This is a genomic window from Luteibacter sp. 9133 (assembly GCF_000800155.1).
In the GTDB taxonomy this organism is placed as follows: Bacteria; Pseudomonadota; Gammaproteobacteria; order Xanthomonadales; family Rhodanobacteraceae; genus Luteibacter; species Luteibacter mycovicinus.
Genome location: NZ_JUHO01000001.1, coordinates 1677652 through 1695520 on the forward strand (window position 1 = coordinate 1677652; position 17869 = coordinate 1695520).

14 protein-coding genes are annotated in these 17869 nt (G+C 64.7%); 13 read left to right on the top strand and 1 reads right to left on the bottom strand.

The features are described 5' to 3' along the window. The first annotated feature begins 5 nt into the window (after positions 1 to 5). From glgX to treY, 4 genes are read left to right on the top strand one after another with little or no spacing between them, the layout of a single operon-like run. On the top strand, positions 6 to 2114 hold the full coding sequence (gene glgX, locus FA87_RS07235; RefSeq protein ID WP_036113989.1) for a glycogen debranching protein GlgX: 2109 nt from the start codon (positions 6 to 8) through the stop codon (positions 2112 to 2114). Then, entirely contained in the window at positions 2111 to 3862 is a 1752-nt protein-coding gene (treZ, locus tag FA87_RS07240; RefSeq protein WP_197062383.1) for a malto-oligosyltrehalose trehalohydrolase, read from the top strand. The genes glgX and treZ overlap by 4 nt, the downstream gene beginning before the upstream one ends. A 3-nt stretch (positions 3863 to 3865) precedes the next feature. Beyond that, the gene (gene malQ / locus FA87_RS07245) at positions 3866 to 5944 is read left to right on the top strand and encodes a 4-alpha-glucanotransferase (RefSeq protein WP_081996504.1); all 2079 of its coding nucleotides are present in this window, start codon (positions 3866 to 3868) and stop codon (positions 5942 to 5944) included. Continuing rightward, entirely contained in the window at positions 5941 to 8553 is a 2613-nt protein-coding gene (gene treY, locus FA87_RS07250; protein WP_043693441.1) for a malto-oligosyltrehalose synthase, read from the top strand. Before malQ ends, treY begins: the two co-directional genes overlap by 4 nt. Before the next feature lie 99 nt (positions 8554 to 8652). Here treY and FA87_RS07255 read toward each other — a convergent pair whose 3' ends face one another. Next, positions 8653 to 8925 (bottom strand): acyl-CoA-binding protein, encoded by a 273-nt coding sequence (locus tag FA87_RS07255; protein WP_036117804.1) that lies wholly within the window; start codon positions 8923 to 8925, stop codon positions 8653 to 8655. 117 nt (positions 8926 to 9042) lie between these two features. Between FA87_RS07255 and cmk the strand changes: the two genes are divergently transcribed. The 9 genes from cmk to FA87_RS07300 all read left to right on the top strand — a co-directional run bounded on the left by cmk (position 9043) and on the right by FA87_RS07300 (position 17854). Next, complete coding sequence (cmk, locus tag FA87_RS07260; protein WP_079521488.1) at positions 9043 to 9723, top strand: (d)CMP kinase; 681 nt, start codon at positions 9043 to 9045, stop codon at positions 9721 to 9723. Positions 9724 to 9894: 171 nt separating this feature from the next. Continuing rightward, on the top strand, positions 9895 to 11568 hold the full coding sequence (gene rpsA, locus FA87_RS07265) for a 30S ribosomal protein S1 (RefSeq protein WP_036113984.1): 1674 nt from the start codon (positions 9895 to 9897) through the stop codon (positions 11566 to 11568). Positions 11569 to 11629: 61 nt separating this feature from the next. Then, the gene (locus FA87_RS07270) at positions 11630 to 11932 is read left to right on the top strand and encodes an integration host factor subunit beta (RefSeq protein ID WP_036113981.1); all 303 of its coding nucleotides are present in this window, start codon (positions 11630 to 11632) and stop codon (positions 11930 to 11932) included. Positions 11933 to 12077: 145 nt separating this feature from the next. Beyond that, positions 12078 to 12338 carry a lipopolysaccharide assembly protein LapA domain-containing protein gene (locus FA87_RS07275; RefSeq protein WP_043693444.1) on the top strand — a complete coding sequence of 87 codons (261 nt, stop codon included), beginning with the start codon at positions 12078 to 12080 and terminating at the stop codon, positions 12336 to 12338. After that, complete coding sequence (lapB, locus tag FA87_RS07280; RefSeq protein WP_036113976.1) at positions 12335 to 13507, top strand: lipopolysaccharide assembly protein LapB; 1173 nt, start codon at positions 12335 to 12337, stop codon at positions 13505 to 13507. Before FA87_RS07275 ends, lapB begins: the two co-directional genes overlap by 4 nt. Beyond that, a complete protein-coding gene (locus FA87_RS07285) occupies positions 13504 to 14538 on the top strand; it encodes a glycosyltransferase family 4 protein (RefSeq protein WP_052191200.1) in 1035 nt (344 codons plus the stop codon). The genes lapB and FA87_RS07285 overlap by 4 nt, the downstream gene beginning before the upstream one ends. After that, on the top strand, positions 14525 to 16423 hold the full coding sequence (locus FA87_RS07290; RefSeq protein WP_036113973.1) for a nucleoside-diphosphate sugar epimerase/dehydratase: 1899 nt from the start codon (positions 14525 to 14527) through the stop codon (positions 16421 to 16423). The genes FA87_RS07285 and FA87_RS07290 overlap by 14 nt, the downstream gene beginning before the upstream one ends. Continuing rightward, positions 16420 to 17295, top strand: coding sequence for a UTP--glucose-1-phosphate uridylyltransferase (locus FA87_RS07295; RefSeq protein ID WP_036113970.1), 876 nt, complete (start codon positions 16420 to 16422; stop codon positions 17293 to 17295). Before FA87_RS07290 ends, FA87_RS07295 begins: the two co-directional genes overlap by 4 nt. A 154-nt stretch (positions 17296 to 17449) precedes the next feature. Continuing rightward, entirely contained in the window at positions 17450 to 17854 is a 405-nt protein-coding gene (locus FA87_RS07300) for a DUF2628 domain-containing protein (protein ID WP_036113966.1), read from the top strand. The last annotated feature ends 15 nt before the right edge of the window (positions 17855 to 17869 follow it).

The following is a 17869-nucleotide window of genomic DNA, read 5'->3' on the forward strand; positions in this document are numbered from 1 at the left end:
ATCCGATGCCCGCACTTCCCGAGCGCATGCAGTCCGGTACGCCGCATCCCCTTGGCGCCACCTGCGACGGCATGGGAACGAATTTCGCGGTGTTCTCCGCCCATGCGGAGCGCATCGAACTGTGTCTCTTCGATCCGTCCGGTAAACGCGAGATCGCGCGATACGACCTCCCCGAATGCACCGATGAGGTGTTTCATGGCTACCTGCCACGTGTACGTGGCGGGACGCTTTACGGTTTCCGGGCTTATGGGCCGTACGAGCCGGAAGAGGGACACCGGTTCAATCCGAACAAGCTATTGCTGGATCCTTACGCCCGTCTGCTCCACGGACAGGTTCGCTGGTCCGATGCGCTTCACGGCTACCGTGTGTCCTCGCCACGTGCGGACCTTTCGTTCGATCGTCGCGACAGCGCCGCGGCGATGCCCAAGGCGGTCGTGGTCGACGAACCGATGCACTGGACGCAGAACAACCGTCCGCATACCCCCTGGAATGAGACGGTCATTTACGAGACCCATCTCAAGGGGATAACGCGAACGCTCAAGCGTATCCGGCCGCACGAGCGCGGCACCTTCATCGCGCTGGCCGATCCTTACGTCATCGACTATCTGGTCAAGCTGGGGATCACGGCCGTCGAACTGCTGCCCGTGCATGCGTTTCTCCAGGACCGGCGTCTCGCCGAGATGAAGCTGCGCAATTACTGGGGTTACAACACGCTGTCGTTCTTCGCTCCGGAACCGGCGTATCTTGCCGAGGGTGCGCTCAACGAGATCCGTGCCGCGGTGCAGGCGCTGCATGCGGCGGGCATCGAAGTGATCCTGGATGTGGTCTACAACCACACCTGCGAGGGCAGCGAACTGGGCACCACCATGTCCTTCCGGGGCCTGGACAACAAGAGCTACTACCGTCTGATGGCGGACAACCCGCGTTACTGCATCAACGACACCGGTACCGGCAATACGGTCAATACGGCACACCCGCGCGTGCTGCAGATGGTGATGGATTCACTGCGCTACTGGGTCCAGACCTTTCATGTGGACGGCTTCCGCTTCGATCTCGGCGTCAGTCTGGGACGCGAAGAACATGGGTTCGACCCCTGTTGCGGCCTGTTCGATGCCATGCGGCAGGATCCGGTGCTGGCCAACGTCAAACTTATTTCAGAGCCGTGGGACATCGGTCCAGGCGGTTACCAGCTGGGCAATCATCCGCCGGGATTTGCCGAGTGGAACGGCAAGTTCCGTGACGATATCCGGAAGTTCTGGAAAGGCGACTCGAACATGCGCGGTGCGCTTGCGGGTCGGCTTCAGGCGTCCGGCGAGCTCTTCGACCACCAGAAGCGCAAGCCGTGGGCATCGGTCAATTTCATCACGGCGCACGACGGTTTCACGCTGGAAGACCTGGTCAGTTACAACGACAAGCACAACGATGCCAACGGCGAAGAAAACCGTGACGGTGGCAACGACAACGAAAGCTACAACCACGGTGTCGAAGGGCCGAGCGACGATCCCGCCATCCGCGCCCAGCGCGACCGGCAGAAGCGCGCGATGCTGGCGACGATGTTCTTCTCGCACGGCACGCCGATGCTGCTCGGTGGCGACGAGTTCGGTCGCACGCAGAGCGGCAACAACAATGCCTATTGCCAGGACAACGAGTTGTCCTGGTACGACTGGAAGCTGGCCAGCTCGGATCCGGGTCGCGAGTTGTCCGAATTCGTTTCCCGCCTGATACGCCTGCGCGAACAACATCCCACCTTGCGGGCCGCGCACTTCCTGCGGGGCGACAAGGAGGTCGCGCCCGGCATGCGCGAGGTGGTGTGGTTCGACGAGAGCGGTGCCGAAATGACACTGGAGACCTGGGGTTATACCGAAGGGCGCCTGCTGGCCCTGCGGCGCGCCCAGGCGTACGGAGAGAAACGAGCCGACGTGACGCTGATTCTGATCAATGCCACGCCTGAGACGCATGTCTTCCACCTTCCGCAGCCCGCCGCCAACTGGCGCCTGCGTTGCAACACTGCCGCGCCCCTGGCGCCGGAGCTACCGTGGACCGAGCCGACGATCGAAGTGGAGGGACGGAGCGTCCTGTTGCTGGCAGCGACAGTGCGGACCGAACCCGCGTGAGCGCGCGTTACGTACATGCCATGCCTTATGGCGTGAAGCCGTTGGGCGAGGGCAAGGCGCGCTTTCGTCTGTGGGCACCCGATGTCGACAGCGTGTCGATCGAGTGCGATACCGGGCACACGTCGACGATGCGCGCGCTGGACGATGGCTGGTTCGAATGCATCTGCCCCGCGGAGATTGGATCGGGCTACCGCTTTCGTCTGCCGGATGGCACAGCGGTACCCGACCCCGCGTCGCGCCGGCAGCGAGGCGGCGATGTGCACGGCTTCAGTGTGGTGACCGATCCGCAGGCCTTCGAGTGGCGGAACGGCGCCTGGCAGGGGCGTCCCTGGCAGGACACCGTGATCTACGAATTGCATGTCGGTGCGCTGGGCGGCTATCACGGTGTGGAAATGGTGCTGCCGCATCTCGCCTCGCTGGGCATCACGGCCGTGGAGCTCATGCCGGTCGCCGAATTCCCCGGTGAGCGGAACTGGGGATACGACGGCGTCCTCCCGTATGCCCCGACGGACGCGTTCGGCTCACCCGAAGACCTCAAGTCGCTGATCGACACAGCGCACGGCCTCGGCCTGATGGTGTTTCTCGATGTCGTCTACAACCATTTCGGTCCCGACGGCAATTATCTGGGCGCCTACGCATCACCGTTTTTCGATGGCTCCGTACATACTCCCTGGGGCGCGGCGATCGGCGTGTCCACGCCGCAGGTCGGCGACTTCTTCGTGCACAATGCGCTTTACTGGCTCGAGGAATTCCGCTTCGACGGCTTGCGCTTCGACGCGGTGCACGCGATAGGCAATCCCGGTTGGCTGGGCTCGCTCGCGGCGCGCGTGCACGGCGCCATGGGACCGGACCGTCATGTGCACCTGATTCTGGAGAACGAGGCGAACCAGGCCAGCCTTCTCGGCAGGGGACGCTTCGATGCGCAATGGAACGACGACTTTCACAATGCCCTGCACGTGCTGCTGACGGGTGAGGCCGAGGGTTATTACGCGCACTACGAAGCGGCGATGCCCAAGCTTCTGCGCAGCCTGCAGGAGGGTTTCGTTTTTCAGGGCGAGCCGATGGGCGGCAAGCGTCGCGGCGAATCGAGCGCCCATCTGCCGCCGTCGCGCTTCGTCAACTTCCTGCAGAATCACGATCAGGTGGGCAACCGTGCGTTCGGCGACCGCCTGACGACGCTGATTGACGCCGAGACGATGGAGGCCGCGCTGGCCCTCCTGCTGCTTGCGCCTTTCGTCCCCATGCTGTTCATGGGAGAGGAGTGGGCCAGCCGCACGCCGTTTCTCTTCTTCACCGATTTCCAGGATGAGGACCTTCGCAAGGCGGTGCGCGACGGTCGGCGTCGCGAGTTCGAGGCATTCACGAGCTTCGGCGGCGAGGAGATTCCCGATCCGAACGACTACGACACATTCACCGCGTCCATTCCCAGCCGTGAGGAAGGAGCGGGTGAAGCGCGCCGGCAACTGGTTCGCGAACTGATCGCCCAGCGGCACAAGCACGTCGCTCCGCACATAGGCGATGCCAGGGCGGCGGGAGCGGAGGCAGTCGGCGACCGCGCCTTTACCGCCGCATGGAAACTGGGACCGGCGACGCTTACCTTGTACGTCAACCTCGGCGACGCCGACGTCACGATCCAGCGGCCACCATCGGCGTCCGCGGCATGGCTCCATGGCGATGCCGCGGATATCGCTTCCGTTTCGCGCGGCCTGCTTCCCGCTCGCCGTACCGTCGCCTGCCTGGAGTCCTGAGCCGTGAACGCCCCCCTCGACGATCGTCTCGCTTTGCTTGCCGAACAGGCTGGCATCGATGTCGACTGGCGCGACGCGCTGGACCGCCCGCAGACCACGCCGGCCAGCACGCTTCGTGCCGTGCTTCGCGCGATCGGCCTGCCTGCGGACAACGCCGATGATGTTTCCTCGAGCCTGCATCTGCTCGAGCAGGAGCGCAGCGGCCGACGACCGCCGCGCATGATTACCGCCGATGCGGGCGCACAGGTAGCCATTCCGCCCGTACCGCGCGGTCGCGTGTGGAAGCTGCTGGACAGCGAAGGCGGCCAGGTGGCCGAGGGCGCGTTGCCGTCGGGCGAGGCTGGCATTGCGGCGCCCTCGACACCCGGCTATTACACGTTGATGCTCGACGACGACGAGGTGACGCTGGCGATCGCACCGCCGCGAACCTTTGGCGTCGGCGACGTCGCCGGTACGCGCCGACCCTGGGGCATGGCCGTGCAGATGTCCGCGCTCCGTCGCCCCGGCGATGGCGGCTTCGGCGATTTCACGGCGCTTGAGCTTTGTGCCCGCGCCGCGGCGGAAAAAGGCGCGGATGCGCTCGCGATCAGCCCGTTGCATGCATTGTTCGCCGCCGCTCCCGAGCGTTACAGCCCCTACGCGCCGTCGAGCCGCCTTTTTCTCAACGGTCTGTATGTCGACCCGGTGAAAACCAGTGGTGAGCAGACCGTTCGCGCGGTGATCGACACGCACAACCTGCGTCAGGAACTGGCCGAACTCGAATGGCTCGAGCTGATCGACTGGCCGCGCGCGGCCCGTGCGCGTATGACCATTCTGCGGTCGTTGTTCGAATGGGCGTCGGTGGATCTTGCCCACTCGGAGCGTTTCAGCGCTTTCAGGCGGGAGCAGGGCGAGCCTCTCGAGCGGCACGCACGTTTCGAGGCGCTGCATGGGCATTTCACCGCACATGGCCGGCCCGGCGGCTGGCAGGGCTGGCCCGCGGAATTCCACGACCCGGCCGGCAACGAGGTCGCTTCGTTCGTGCGCGAGCATGGTCGCGAAGTGGCCTTTCACGCCTGGCTGCAGTGGCTGGCCGCGCAAGGGCTCGAAGGTGCGCAGAAAGCGGCGCGTGACGCGGGCATGGCGATCGGCCTCGTCGCCGACCTCGCCGTGGGGGCGGACTCGGGTGGCAGCCATGCGTGGGCGCATCAGGCGGAGATGCTGCGCGGCCTGTCGGTGGGGGCACCACCGGACGCGCTGAACCGGCTGGGACAGGACTGGGGTCTGACGACGTTCTCCCCGCGTGGCCTGCGCGAAACCGGTTTCCGTGGCTTCATCGGCATGTTGCGTGCGGCGCTCGCGCACTCGGGCGGTGTCCGCATCGATCACGTGCTCGGCCTGAAACGCCTGTGGCTGGTCCCGCACGGCGCCGGCGCCACCGAGGGGGCCTATCTGCGCTATCCGCTCACCGACATGCTGCGGCTGATCGCACTCGAGTCGCATCTGCACCGCGCCATCGTCATCGGCGAGGATCTGGGCACCGTACCCGCCGACTTCCGCCATGCCATCGCTGATAAAGGCGTGCTCGGTATTCGCGTGCTGTGGTTCGAGCGTGCATCGGACGGCGGTTTCGTGTCGCCACGCGAATGGTCGGACAATGCCATGGCGACGACGAGCACCCACGATGTCTCGACCGTGGCGGGATGGTGGAGCGGGCGCGATGTCGAATGGCGTAAGCGCACCGGCCTGGACGATCCCGCTGTCGACGAAGCGGCGCAGCGTGAGAAGGAACGCGCGGCGCTGTGGCGTGCGATGTGCGCGTCGGGCTCGGCCTGGAACGAGGATGCGCCACCCGCGACGGACGATATTTCTCCTGTCGTGGTCGCGGCGGCGCGCCACGTGTCTCAGGCGCCCGCACCGCTGGCGATCTTCCCCGTGGAGGACATCCTCGGCCTGCATGAGCAGCCGAATCTTCCGGGCCCCACCGATGCCATTCATCCGAACTGGCGGCGGCGCATGCCCGACTCGTCCACCCGCCTGTTCGATGGCCCGATTGCCAACGCGGTCTGCGCGGCGATCGACAAAACCCGGAACCGGACATGAGCCCGCCGCGCGCGCTGGCTCGCCTGCAGTTCCATGCGGGCTTCACTCTGGACGACGCGGTCGGCGTCGTCGGCTATTACGCCCGGCTGGGTGCGAGTCACCTCTACGCGTCGCCGATCCTTAAGGCGCGTGCGGGTTCGACGCATGGCTACGACGTGGTCGACTGCCACGAAGTCAACCCAGAGATCGGCGGTGAGGACGCGTTGCGCCGTCTGGTCGCCGCCCTGCGCGAGCACGGCATGGGTCTCGTGGTCGACATCGTGCCGAACCACATGGGCGTCGGCACCGGGAACGCCTGGTGGATGGACGTGCTGCGGAACGGGCGTGAGAGCCGTTACGCGGGTTACTTCGATATCGAATGGACCGCGCCGGATCCGCTGATTCGCGGTCGCGTGCTCTTGCCGATCCTCGGTGCCGGTTACGAGGAAACCTTGCAGTCGGGGCATCTGCGCCTGCGCCGTCGCGGCGATACCTGGATGTTGGGCATCTACGACGATCGTCTTCCGCTGTCGCCAGCCTCCGTTGCCGGACTGGGCGATGACGCGGTCGACGAGCACGACCCATCGACGGAGACGGGCAGGGCGAAGCTGCATGCTCTGATCGAAAAGCAGCATTACCGGCTTGCGTTCTGGAAGCTGGCCAGCGACATGGTCAACTACCGTCGTTTCTTCGACATCAACGAACTGGCGGGTCTTCGCATCGAGCGAACGGCGGTGTTCGAGGATACGCACAAAACGATTTTCCGGCTTTACGCCGAAGGGCTGATCGATGGCGTGCGCTGCGACCATGTGGATGGCCTCGCCGATCCGCGTCGCTACTGCCGGCAGTTGCGCCATCGGCTGGAAACGCTGCGTACGCAACGGCCGCCCTCCGCGCCGCATGACGCCGCTTATCTCGTCGTCGAGAAGATCCTGGCCGAAGACGAAGATCTCCGGCTGGACTGGCGCACCGACGGCACCACGGGCTACGAGTTCATGGACCAGGTCTCGGCCGTCCTGCACTGCCAGCGCGGCGAAGCGCCACTGACCGAACTGTGGCGCAAGCTCACCGGTGAGTCGGCGGACTTCGGCACACAGGCGGTGCGGGCACGCCGGCAGATTCTGGTCGACAGCTTCGAATCCGAGCTCGATCGCACCGCACGAGCGCTGTTCACGGCCGCCCGCGCCAACGTCGCCACGCGCGACGTGTCGCTGGCCGCGGTACGCCGGGTGATCGTCGAGCTGCTGGTGCACTTCCCCGTCTACCGCACGTATGCGGGTGGCGCGGGGCGGGACGCCATCGACGAGGTCTTCTTCGCCCGAGCGGTTGAAGGCGCTTCACGGACCCTGCGGCTCGAAGACAGCGACCTGCTGCAACTGGTGTCGTCGTGGCTTGGCGGCGTAGCGCCCCGATCGCTGCCACCGGGCCCTGTACGCCGGGCACGCGAGCGCGCCATCGCGGTGTTCCAGCAGGCGACATCGCCGGTGGCCGCCAAGGCCGTCGAAGACACCGCCGGCTACCGCTACGGTCGGCTGCTCTCGCGTAACGAGGTGGGTGTCGACGCCGGGCGCATGGCCATGTCGATCGAAGACTTCCATGCGCGCTGTGCGATGCGTGCCGATACCTTGCCGCACAACTTGCTGGCGACGGCGACGCACGACCACAAACGTGGCGAAGACCTGCGCGCCCGGCTGGCGGTACTGTCCGAAGTAAGCGAACGCTGGGTCGTCACCGCGGAGCGCTGGCGTGTTCGCCACGCGGACTTCCGGCAACGGGCGGATGGGCGCATGGCGCCTTCGGCGGGCGATGAGCTGATGCTGTATCAGATGCTCGTAGGCGCCTGGCCTCTGCACCTGTCGCCCGACGATACCGACGGCGTCGAACGGTTCGCCTCGCGTATCGCCGCCTGGCAGCGCAAGGCACTGCGTGAGGCCAAGCGCTGGACGCGCTGGACGTCGCCCAACGAGCCTTACGAAGATGCCTGCGAAGACTTCCTGCGGGCGATCTTGTCCAGCGATGTCGCGGCGGAGTTCGCGGCTTTCGCCAATTACATCGCCACGCCTGGCGCGGCGAATGGTTTGGCCCAGACCGTCCTGCGACTGACGACGCCCGGCGTACCCGACCTTTACCAGGGTACGGATTACTGGGACTTCAGTCTGGTCGATCCCGACAACCGGCGACCGGTCGATTTCCTCGCGCGCGCCTCATCCCTTGAACTGGCGGAGACTCCCTTCGAGGCGTTGACGCACTGGCGCGACGGCGCGATCAAGCAGGCGGTCATCGCCCGCCTCCTGGCGACGCGCCGCGAGCACCCGGAGCTGTTTGCCCGGGGCAGCTATCGCGCTCTGGCGGCGGAAGGCCCTGCCTCGGAGCATGTCCTTGCGTTCGTCCGGGAGCATCGCGGGCAGCGGCTGTTCATCGCCGTCGCCCGGCACACGGCGGAGTGGATTGCCGGCAGCGACGCGCCAGTGATCGGCGCCAATCACTGGGAGGGGACGTCGCTGACGCTTCCTGATGGGCGCTGGATGAGTGTTTTCGGAGAAGGACGGGTCGACGGCGGGGCGATCGAGGTAGCCAGTCTGTTCGGCGAATTGCCGGTTGCGGCGTGGCTCGCGCAGCGCGCTTCATAGCAGTCACCGGCGTGCCCCGCCGAACCGCGCTATCCGGTGAACGCCGGTTCGGTGGGAACTTCCCTCGTCAGGGCGGCCCGGGGCCCCCTGAGACCGCCATCAGCCCGTCCCCTCGGCCCCTAACGACCTGACCAGTGCGACGTATTCCTCTTGCGCCTGTGCCTGTGGCATCCCCGTCAGCTTCACCCATGCCTCGTACTTGGCTGTGCCCACAAAATCGAAGAAACCCGGCTTCGGCCCGACGGCGTCGCCCTCGGAGCCCTGTTTATAGAGGGCGTAGATCCGCAGCAGCGTGTCATTGTCCGGTCGGCGCCCCAGACGGGTGATGTCCAGGTAAGCCTGCTCGAACTGGCTCTGGAGGTCGTCGGACATGGAAGGGCGCCTGGTCGATCGTTCGGGCGCTTGTAGCACGCAAGGGCGGTCGCGTCCATGCGCCGACTGCCGGGCGTCGACGCGATATCATGCTCGTTTCGCGAACGAGGTTTCCCCATGGCCCCATCGGCTGCTGCCCCTGTCCTGACCATCGATGGGCCCTCGGGCTCGGGCAAGGGCACCATCAGCCGCCTGGTGGCGGAGAAACTCGGCTGGCACCTGCTGGACTCCGGCGCCCTCTACCGGGCGGTGGGCTACGCGGCGGGCGAGGAGGGCATCGATCTGTCCGATGTCGACGCGGTGACCCGCTGCGCTCAGACCGTGAAGATCCGCTTCAAACCCAGTCCCAGTGGCGATGAGACCTACATTCTGGTCAACGGCCACAACGCCACGGACGAGCTGCGGACCGAGACGGCCGGGGCCGCGGCCTCGGCCATCGCGGTGATCCCCAGCGTCCGCCAGGCCCTGGTGGACATGCAGCACGGCTTCCGCAAGGCCCCGGGGCTGGTCGCCGACGGCCGGGATATGGGGACGGTGATTTTCCCGGATGCGGCGCATAAGTTCTTCCTCACGGCCAGTGCCGCCGAGCGCGCGAAAAGGCGCTATAAGCAGTTGAAGGATAAGGGGCTGAGCGTTACACTTGCCGTCCTTCAACGAGAGATCGAGGCTCGCGACGAGCGTGACGCGTCGCGGCTCGTGGCCCCGTTGAAGCCCGCCGAGGGCGCCGTGGTGATCGATACCACCGGCATGCCGATCGACGTGGTGGTGGAAAGAGTATTCGCCGTGGTGCGTCCGTAAGGGCGCATCCGGCACGACCCCCGCGCAGTGTGCGCGGGATATTGGCAACGGCGCGGAGCGGCCCCATAACGGCCCTCTTATTGCGCCCACAACCGGTGGGTCCCCTGTCCGCACGCGTTCATTGATGTTACGCAGGCGCCGGGTACGACCTTTCATAACCCTGGAATCAACATGACTGAAAGTTTTGCCGAACTGTTTGAACAGAGCCAGCAGGCCATTTCGAAGCTGAAGCCCGGCTCCATCGTCACGGGTATCGTTGTGGAAATCCGCAACGACGTGGTGGTGATCAACGCCGGCCTGAAAAGCGAAGGCATCGTCCCCATCGAGCAGTTCAAGGACGAGAACGGCGCGCTCGAAGTGGAAGTGGGCGACGAAGTCAAGGTCGCGCTCGATGCGCTCGAGGACGGCTTCGGCGAGACCAAGCTCTCCCGTGAGAAGGCCAAGCGTTCGATGGTGTGGGACGACCTCGAGCAGGCGTTCGACAAGGAAGAGACCATCACCGGCAAGATCTCCGGCAAGGTCAAGGGCGGCTTCACGGTCGACATCAAGGACGTCCGCGCATTCCTGCCGGGCTCGCTGGTCGATGTGCGTCCGGTCCGTGACCCGGTTTACCTCGAGGGCAAGGACCTCGAGTTCAAGATCATCAAGCTCGACCGCAAGCGTAACAACGTCGTCGTCAGCCGCCGCGCGGTTGTCGAGACCGAGTTCTCGGAAGAGCGCGAGAAGCTCCTTGAGCGTCTGACCGAAGGTGCTGTCGTCAAGGGTGTGGTCAAGAACCTCACCGATTACGGCGCATTCGTCGACCTCGGCGGCATCGATGGCCTGCTGCACATCACCGACATGGCGTGGAAGCGCGTGCGTCACCCGTCGGAAGTGGTCAACGTCGGCGACGAGCTGGACGTCCGCGTCCTCAAGTACGACCGCGAGCGCAACCGCGTTTCGCTCGGCCTCAAGCAGCTCGGCGACGATCCGTGGGTCGCCATCGCCCGCCGTTACCCGGTCGGCAGCCGTCTGTTTGGCAAGGTCTCCAACGTCACCGATTACGGCTGCTTCGTCGAGATCGAGCCGGGCGTCGAAGGCCTGGTGCACGTCTCCGAAATGGACTGGACCAACAAGAACGTCAACCCGGCCAAGGTCGTGCAGGTCGGTGACGAGACGGAAGTCATGGTCCTCGACGTGGATGAAGAGCGTCGTCGTATCTCCCTCGGTATCAAGCAGACCCGCTCGAACCCGTGGGAAGCCTTCGCCGCCATGCACAAGAAGGGCGACAAGGTTTCCGGTCAGATCAAGTCGATCACCGATTTCGGTATCTTCATCGGTCTGGAAGGCGGCATCGACGGTCTCGTCCACCTGTCCGACATCTCGTGGCAGGCTTCGGGTGAAGACCTCGTTCGCAACTTCAAGAAGGGCGACGAAGTCGAAGCCGTGGTTCTGGCGGTCGATCCGGAACGTGAGCGCATCTCCCTCGGCATCAAGCAGATGGAGCAGGATCCGTTCGGTCAGTTCATGGCCACGAATCCGCGCGGCACCATTCTGAATGGCACCGTGAAGGAAGTGGACGCGAAGGGTGCGGTCATCGACCTCGGTGAAGGCGTCGAAGGCTATATCCGCGCCAACGACATCGCCAAGGAGCGCGTGGAAGATGCCACGACGCACCTGAAGGTCGGCGATGCCGTCGAGGCGAAGTTCACCGGTATGGATCGCAAGGGCCGTCAGCTCCAGCTGTCGATCCGTGCGAAGGACGAAGAGGACGTGGCTGACGCCATGGCCGATTACGCTTCGGCTGCCGGTGGTACGACCAAGCTCGGCGCTCTCCTCAAAGAGCAGATGAACAAGGCCGACTAACCGTCGGGCGAGGGGCGGTTCGCCGCCCCTCGCTGTTTGCTTGACAGGAACCAGGGGACCCATGACAAAGTCGGAACTGATCGAGGCGCTGGCGCGGCGCCAGACCCACCTTGCGTTCAGCGACGTGGAACTCGCCGTCAAGAGCGTGCTCGAACAGATGAGCCATGCCCTGTCCACGGGGGAGCGCATCGAGATCCGCGGCTTCGGCAGCTTTGCGCTGCACTTCCGTCCGCCACGCATGGGGCGTAACCCCAAGACCGGCGAAGCGGTTGCCCTACCGGGTAAGCACGTGCCACATTTCAAACCTGGCAAGGAGTTGCGCGAACGCGTAAACCTCGTCGAGGAAACCAACGCCGCGCTCTGACGCGGCGTTTTTTTTGGTCGCGGGGCGGGGTGACCTCCGTCTTGCCGCCTGGCATCCATCGGGCACGACATTCCCGTCTGGCCAACCTGTATGAAAGGCCAACCGCGCCGCACCATCGCGTTCACGATTCGGGTACAGTCCGGGAATGCGCCTTCTTGTCATACTTTTCCTATTGCTTTTCGTCGCCGTGGGCGTCGTGTTCGGTGCGCTGAACGCCGATCTCGTGACCTTCGATTTCGGCTTCGCCAGAGGCTCCCTGCCCAAGGGCGGCACGATCCTCGCCGCCGTGCTCGTGGGCTGGATTCTGGGCGGACTCACCGCCTGGCTCGGCACGTCGTTCGCCCATCGGCGCCTGCGCCGTCGCGAGCGCAAGGAACGCAAGGTAGGCAGCGCGACGACCGCATGAATCCGATCTGGTTGCTGGCGCTCGTTCCACCCCTGGCCTTCGCCAGCGGCTGGTGGTTTGCCCGGCGTACTCATACGCGACGCTCCGGCGAGCGAGTCAATGAGCTTTCCTCCGATTACTTCCGGGGCCTGAACTACCTTCTCAACGAGGAGCAGGACAAGGCGCTGGAAGTGTTCCTGCGTCTGGCGGAATACAACCGGGACACGGTCGAGACCCATCTCGCGCTGGGTAACCTGTTCCGCAAGCGCGGCGAGGTGGATCGGGCGATTCGTCTCCACCAGCACCTGGTATCCCGGCAGGGTCTTTCGGACGAAATGAAGACGGTGGCCTTGCTCGAGCTGGGTGAGGACTACATGCGGGCGGGCTTGCTGGATCGCGCTGAGACCCTGTTTTCCGATCTGGTCGCGATGGATGCGCTGGCACCCTCGGCCCTCCGGCATCTGATCGCGATCTATCAGCACGAGCGCGAATGGCATAAGGCCATCGACCACGCGCGTCGGCTCGAAACCATGACGAGCGAAGATGAGTCGGCGATGATCGCGCAGTTCTACTGCGAGCTGGCCGAACAGTCGCGACAGCATGGCGCCCGTACCGAAGCCCGCGAGTACATCCGCGAAGCGTTCGCCTGCCAGCAAGACTGCGTACGGGCACACATGATCGCGGGTCGTCTCTCGTCGGAAGACGACGATCTTCCGGGTGCCATCGGCTCCTACGAGGCCGCCATCGCCGCCGACATCGCGTTCGTTCCCGAGATTCTGCCGCCGCTGCTCAACTGCTACGCGCGTTCCCAGCAGATGGACCGCGCCGAGACCTTTCTGCGCGAGATCATGGAGCGCTATCACGGTATCTCACCGGTGCTGGCTCTCACCCGTTTGTACGAGGGCAGGGACGGCGAACGGACGGCCATCGACTTCCTGACCGGGCAGCTGCGCAAGCGTCCGTCGGTGCGTGGCCTGATGGCGCTGATCGACGCGACCATGGACAAGGTCTCCGGCGAGGCCCGCGAGAACTATCTTATCCTGCGCGACCTCACCCGCAAGCTGCTCGAGGGGCAGGCGATGTATCGCTGCAGCCGCTGCGGCTTCGGCGCCAAGGCCCATCACTGGCAGTGCCCGAGCTGCAAGAGCTGGGGTACGGTCCGGCCCATCCATGGCGTCGCCAACGAATGACGCCCGTCCTCAGTATCGGTCCGACTCTCGTCGCCTGTGTCCTGGCCGCGTTCGTCGTCTCCTTCGCTTCGGTCCGCGCCACGATTGCCTATGCCCATCGACGCGGCATGCTCGACGAGCCGGGGCGCCGGCGCTCGCACAGCATCCCGACCCCTCGCGGGGGCGGCATCGGCATCGTGCTCGGCGCTCTGGCGGGCATGCCGGCAGGACTGCTTTTGTTGCCTGTCTCGCCAGGGGCTGCGACGGTTGGCGCCTTTTCCGTGGCGACGATCGCCATCGCCGGCATTGGCTGGCTGGACGATCACGGTTCACTGCCGATCAAGCCGCGCCTGTTGATTCAGCTGGCGGCGACCCTGCTGCTGTGCGTGGCCGTGGCATCGTCCACGGCAAGCCTGTGGTGGGCGCTTCCCCTGCTGCTGGCGGGCGTCTGGTGCGTCAACCTGCACAATTTCATGGACGGCATCGACGGTCTGGCCGCGCAGCAGGCCGTCTTCTTCGGTGCCGCCTCCGCCGCCCTTGCCTGGTCGGCGGGTAGCCCGGCCATTGCCGGTGCGGGGTTGGCCATGGCCGCGGCTTCGCTGGGTTTCTGGTGGTTCAACCGGTCGCCGGCCCGTATTTTCATGGGGGACGTCGGCAGCGCCACCCTCGGCCTCATGGTGTTCGCCCTGTCGGCCATGCTCTGGGCCTGGCGCACGAACTTGCTGTGGCCGGCGCTGATCTTCTCGTCGGCCTTCGTCATCGACGCGACTTTGACGCTGCTCGTGCGAATGCTGCGCGGTGCGCGCTGGTACACTCCGCACCGCGAACACCTTTACCAGTGGTTCGTGAGGCGGGGTTCGTCACATCGAAGGGTAGCCCTGGGCTACCTCGCATGGAACGTTCTCGTCTGCGTTCCCGTCGCATGGATCGCGTTCCGCTACCCGGCGGTGGCGCCCGTGTGTTTCGGGGCGACATACGTGTTGGGGGCAGCGGTCTGGCGTACTGGCAAGCGTTACGGCTTGCGTCGAAGGGAGCGACATGTTTCTGCGTAAGTTCATCGGCATCATTCATCCACGTACGGCGGTCGTCGCGCACGACCTGGCCATGGCGGCGCTCGCCTGGTGGATTGCAAAAACGCTGCGCTATGCGCTGATGCCGGATCTGGCACCGGTCTCGTACCTGCCGATGGAATTCCCCATCGTGTTGCTGGTGCAGGGTGCGGTGTTCAACTGGACAGGCCTTTATAAAGGTGTCTGGCGCTTCGCCAGTCTGCCCGATCTCTGGAACATCATCCGCGCGACCGTCATCGGCGCCCTGATCATCGGCCTGGCCATGGTCATGTACGCGCGCCTCGACGGCGTGCCACGCTCGGTCCTGCTCGTCTATCCGGTCGTGCTGGTGGTGCTGCTTGGCGTCCCACGCCTCAGCTACCGCTTCTGGAAGGACAGCCGTATCGACCTGTTCCAGTCGGCGCCGACCAAGCGTGTGCTTATCGTCGGTGCCGATCGTGCGGGTGAGGCGCTGTCTCGCGACCTGCGTCGCGACAGCCGCTACAGCGTCATCGGCTTCGTCGACGACAACCTGGCCCTGCGCGGCGCGCAGATCGGCGGCATTCCCGTGCTGGGCACCGTCGACCAGCTGGCCGAATTGTCGAAGGCCGTCGCGGTCCAGATGCTGCTGATCGCGGTACCGGGCGCCACGACCGCGCAGATGCGTCGCATCGTCGCCTTCTGCGAAAGCACGGGCCTGCCATTCCGTACGGTGCCCCGCCTCGAGGACGTCGTCGCCGGTCGTGCCCAGTTCAACGAGATCAAGGAAGTCGCCATCGAGGATCTTCTCGGCCGCGACGCCGTGGAACTCGACTGGACGGCCATCCGCGAGAACATCAGCGGCGGTCGTGTGCTGGTCACCGGCGGTGGCGGATCGATCGGTTCGGAGCTTTGCCGTCAGGTCGCGCGCCTGGGCGCCGCCTCACTGACCGTGGTCGAGATGTCCGAATACAATCTTTATCGGATTGGTCAGGAGCTGACCTCGGCCTACCCGGAACTGATCTTCAACGGCGTGCTGGCCGATGCCCGCGATGCCACGGCGATCAATCGCCTGTTCCAGGAGACGCAGCCGCAGATCGTCTTCCACGCGTCCGCCTACAAGCACGTGCCCATGTTGCAGGGTCAGCTGCGCGAGGCGTTCCGCAACAACGTGCTCGGCACCCGCGTGGTAGCCGACGCCGCCGTGCGCTGTGGTGCCGCATCGTTCGTGCTGATCTCCACCGACAAGGCGGTCAATCCGACGTCGGTGATGGGCGCCTGCAAACGCATGGCGGAAATCTGGTGCCAGAACCTCGCGGCGCATACCTCTACACGTTTCATTACGGTTCGCTTCGGTAATGTTCTGGATTCCGCCGGTTCGGTGGTCCCATTGTTCCGCCGGCAGATTCGCCAGGGCGGTCCGGTGACGATCACCCACCCGGAGATCTCGCGCTACTTCATGACCATTCCCGAGGCCTGCCAGCTGATTCTTCAGGCGGCGACCCTCGGCAAGGGTGGCGAGATCTTCGCGCTCGACATGGGTGACCCGGTGAAGATCCGCGATCTGGCTGAACAGATGATCCGTCTGGCAGGCAAGCGTCCCGGCTCTGACATACAGATTGTTTATACGGGTCTTCGCTCGGGTGAGAAGCTGTTCGAAGAATTGTTTCACCCGTTGGAGAATTATACGAGCACGACCCACGCGAAGATTTTTCAGGCGCAGCATCGCCAGGTCTCGTGGGAAATGCTTCAGGTTCAGCTGGCCAGGGCCGAAGAGGCCGTGGCGGCGTTCGATGAAGAAACCCTGCGTCGGTGCGTGTCGCAGCTGTTGCCTTCGTTCCGCTGGAGCGAGCCGCAGAGCGACAACGTGCTGCCGCTACGCCGCAACGAAAGTGGAGACATCGCATGACCCAACCCCTGCGCAAGGTCGTATTTCCCGTCGCTGGCCTCGGTACGCGCTTCCTCCCGGCGACCAAGGTGGTGGCGAAGGAAATGCTGCCGGTGCTCGATCGGCCGTTGATCCAGTACGCCGTGGACGAGGCCGTGGACGCCGGTGCCGACACGCTGGTGTTCGTCACCAACCGTTACAAGCACGCCATCGCGGACTACTTCGACAAGGCTTACGAGCTGGAAGAGAAGCTGGCCGAAAAGCACAAGGATGAGCTGCTGGAAATCCTTCGCGGCATTCTTCCGCGTCACGTGCGCTGCGTCTTTGTGACCCAGCCCGAAGCTCTGGGTCTGGGCGACGCCGTCGCGCGTGCCCAGGCTGTCGTCGGTGATGAGTACTTCGGCGTGGTGCTGCCGGACGATCTGATCTGGTCGCGTGGCAAGGGTGCGCTTCGCCAGATGGCCGAGGCGGCTTTCGAACACAAGGCCGGCGTCATCGCGGTGGAAGACGTTCCTGCCACCGACACCGACAAGTACGGCATCGTGGATGCGCTGGAGAAGGTCAACGACCGCACCACCATCATCAAGACGATGGTCGAAAAGCCGAAGCCGGAAGACGCTCCGTCGACGCTGGGCGTGGTCGGCCGTTACGTGCTGCCGCCGCAGATCTTCGATTACCTGAAGAACACGCGCCCGGGCGCAGGTAACGAAGTCCAGCTGACCGACGCCATCGCCAATTACCTCAAGGACGAAGGCAAGGTGCTCGCCTATCGTTTCTTCGGCGATCGCTACGACTGCGGTAACAAGGCGGGCCTCGTGCGCGCGACGCTGGCCATGGCGATGGAAGATCCGAAGCTCGCCCCGATCGTCCGCGAGTTTGCCAACAAGCCGTAAGGCGACGTCGGTACCCGCCCATAAGCCCGCACTCCTGTGCGGGCTTTCTTTTTTGTGCGCACCGGAACCGCGATTGCATCGTTACGTAACGCCGTTACGTGCGTAACATCCCGCGATCGCGCATCCCGCGCGGCATCCCAGCAGGAGTTAAATCATGGCGGAAGCCGAATTTGTCAGCGACCCGAGCCTCAACGCGAAGTGGAATACGCGCTTCGCTTTCTTCGAGCGTTTCGGCGGTCCCAGTTCTCCGCAGTACAAGGCGGAGCTGAAGAAGCTTCCCTTCAGACAGAAGCTCATCGTCAACGGTAACTTCTTCGCGTTCTTCTTCGGGCCGATCTACTTCTTCATTCTGGGTCTCTGGAAGAAGGCCCTGGTGATCCTCGGTCTCGAAGTCGCCATCATCATCGCGCTGATGATCTTCAATGCACCCGATGGTTTCTACCGCGGCGTCGGCACGGGTTTCAACGTGTTCTACATGCTGGTCGCCAACTACGCCTACTACCTGAAGCGGGTGAAGGGTCAGGACAACTGGAGCCCGTTCGAGGGCATGCGTCTCTGACGACGGACGTCTGCC

What these genes read in the sequence shown, in the direction of transcription:
- glgX (WP_036113989.1), top strand. Translation starts at nt 6, where the DNA reads ATGCCCGCACTTCCCGAGCGCATGCAGTCCGGTACGCCGCATCCCCTT.
- FA87_RS07270 (WP_036113981.1), top strand. Translation starts at nt 11,630, where the DNA reads ATGACAAAGTCGGAACTGATCGAGGCGCTGGCGCGGCGCCAGACCCAC.
- FA87_RS07255 (WP_036117804.1), bottom strand. Translation starts at nt 8,925, where the DNA reads ATGTCCGACGACCTCCAGAGCCAGTTCGAGCAGGCTTACCTGGACATC.
- FA87_RS07275 (WP_043693444.1), top strand. Translation starts at nt 12,078, where the DNA reads ATGCGCCTTCTTGTCATACTTTTCCTATTGCTTTTCGTCGCCGTGGGC.
- FA87_RS07290 (WP_036113973.1), top strand. Translation starts at nt 14,525, where the DNA reads ATGTTTCTGCGTAAGTTCATCGGCATCATTCATCCACGTACGGCGGTC.
- rpsA (WP_036113984.1), top strand. Translation starts at nt 9,895, where the DNA reads ATGACTGAAAGTTTTGCCGAACTGTTTGAACAGAGCCAGCAGGCCATT.
- cmk (WP_079521488.1), top strand. Translation starts at nt 9,043, where the DNA reads ATGGCCCCATCGGCTGCTGCCCCTGTCCTGACCATCGATGGGCCCTCG.
- FA87_RS07295 (WP_036113970.1), top strand. Translation starts at nt 16,420, where the DNA reads ATGACCCAACCCCTGCGCAAGGTCGTATTTCCCGTCGCTGGCCTCGGT.
- treY (WP_043693441.1), top strand. Translation starts at nt 5,941, where the DNA reads ATGAGCCCGCCGCGCGCGCTGGCTCGCCTGCAGTTCCATGCGGGCTTC.
- FA87_RS07300 (WP_036113966.1), top strand. Translation starts at nt 17,450, where the DNA reads ATGGCGGAAGCCGAATTTGTCAGCGACCCGAGCCTCAACGCGAAGTGG.
- FA87_RS07285 (WP_052191200.1), top strand. Translation starts at nt 13,504, where the DNA reads ATGACGCCCGTCCTCAGTATCGGTCCGACTCTCGTCGCCTGTGTCCTG.
- lapB (WP_036113976.1), top strand. Translation starts at nt 12,335, where the DNA reads ATGAATCCGATCTGGTTGCTGGCGCTCGTTCCACCCCTGGCCTTCGCC.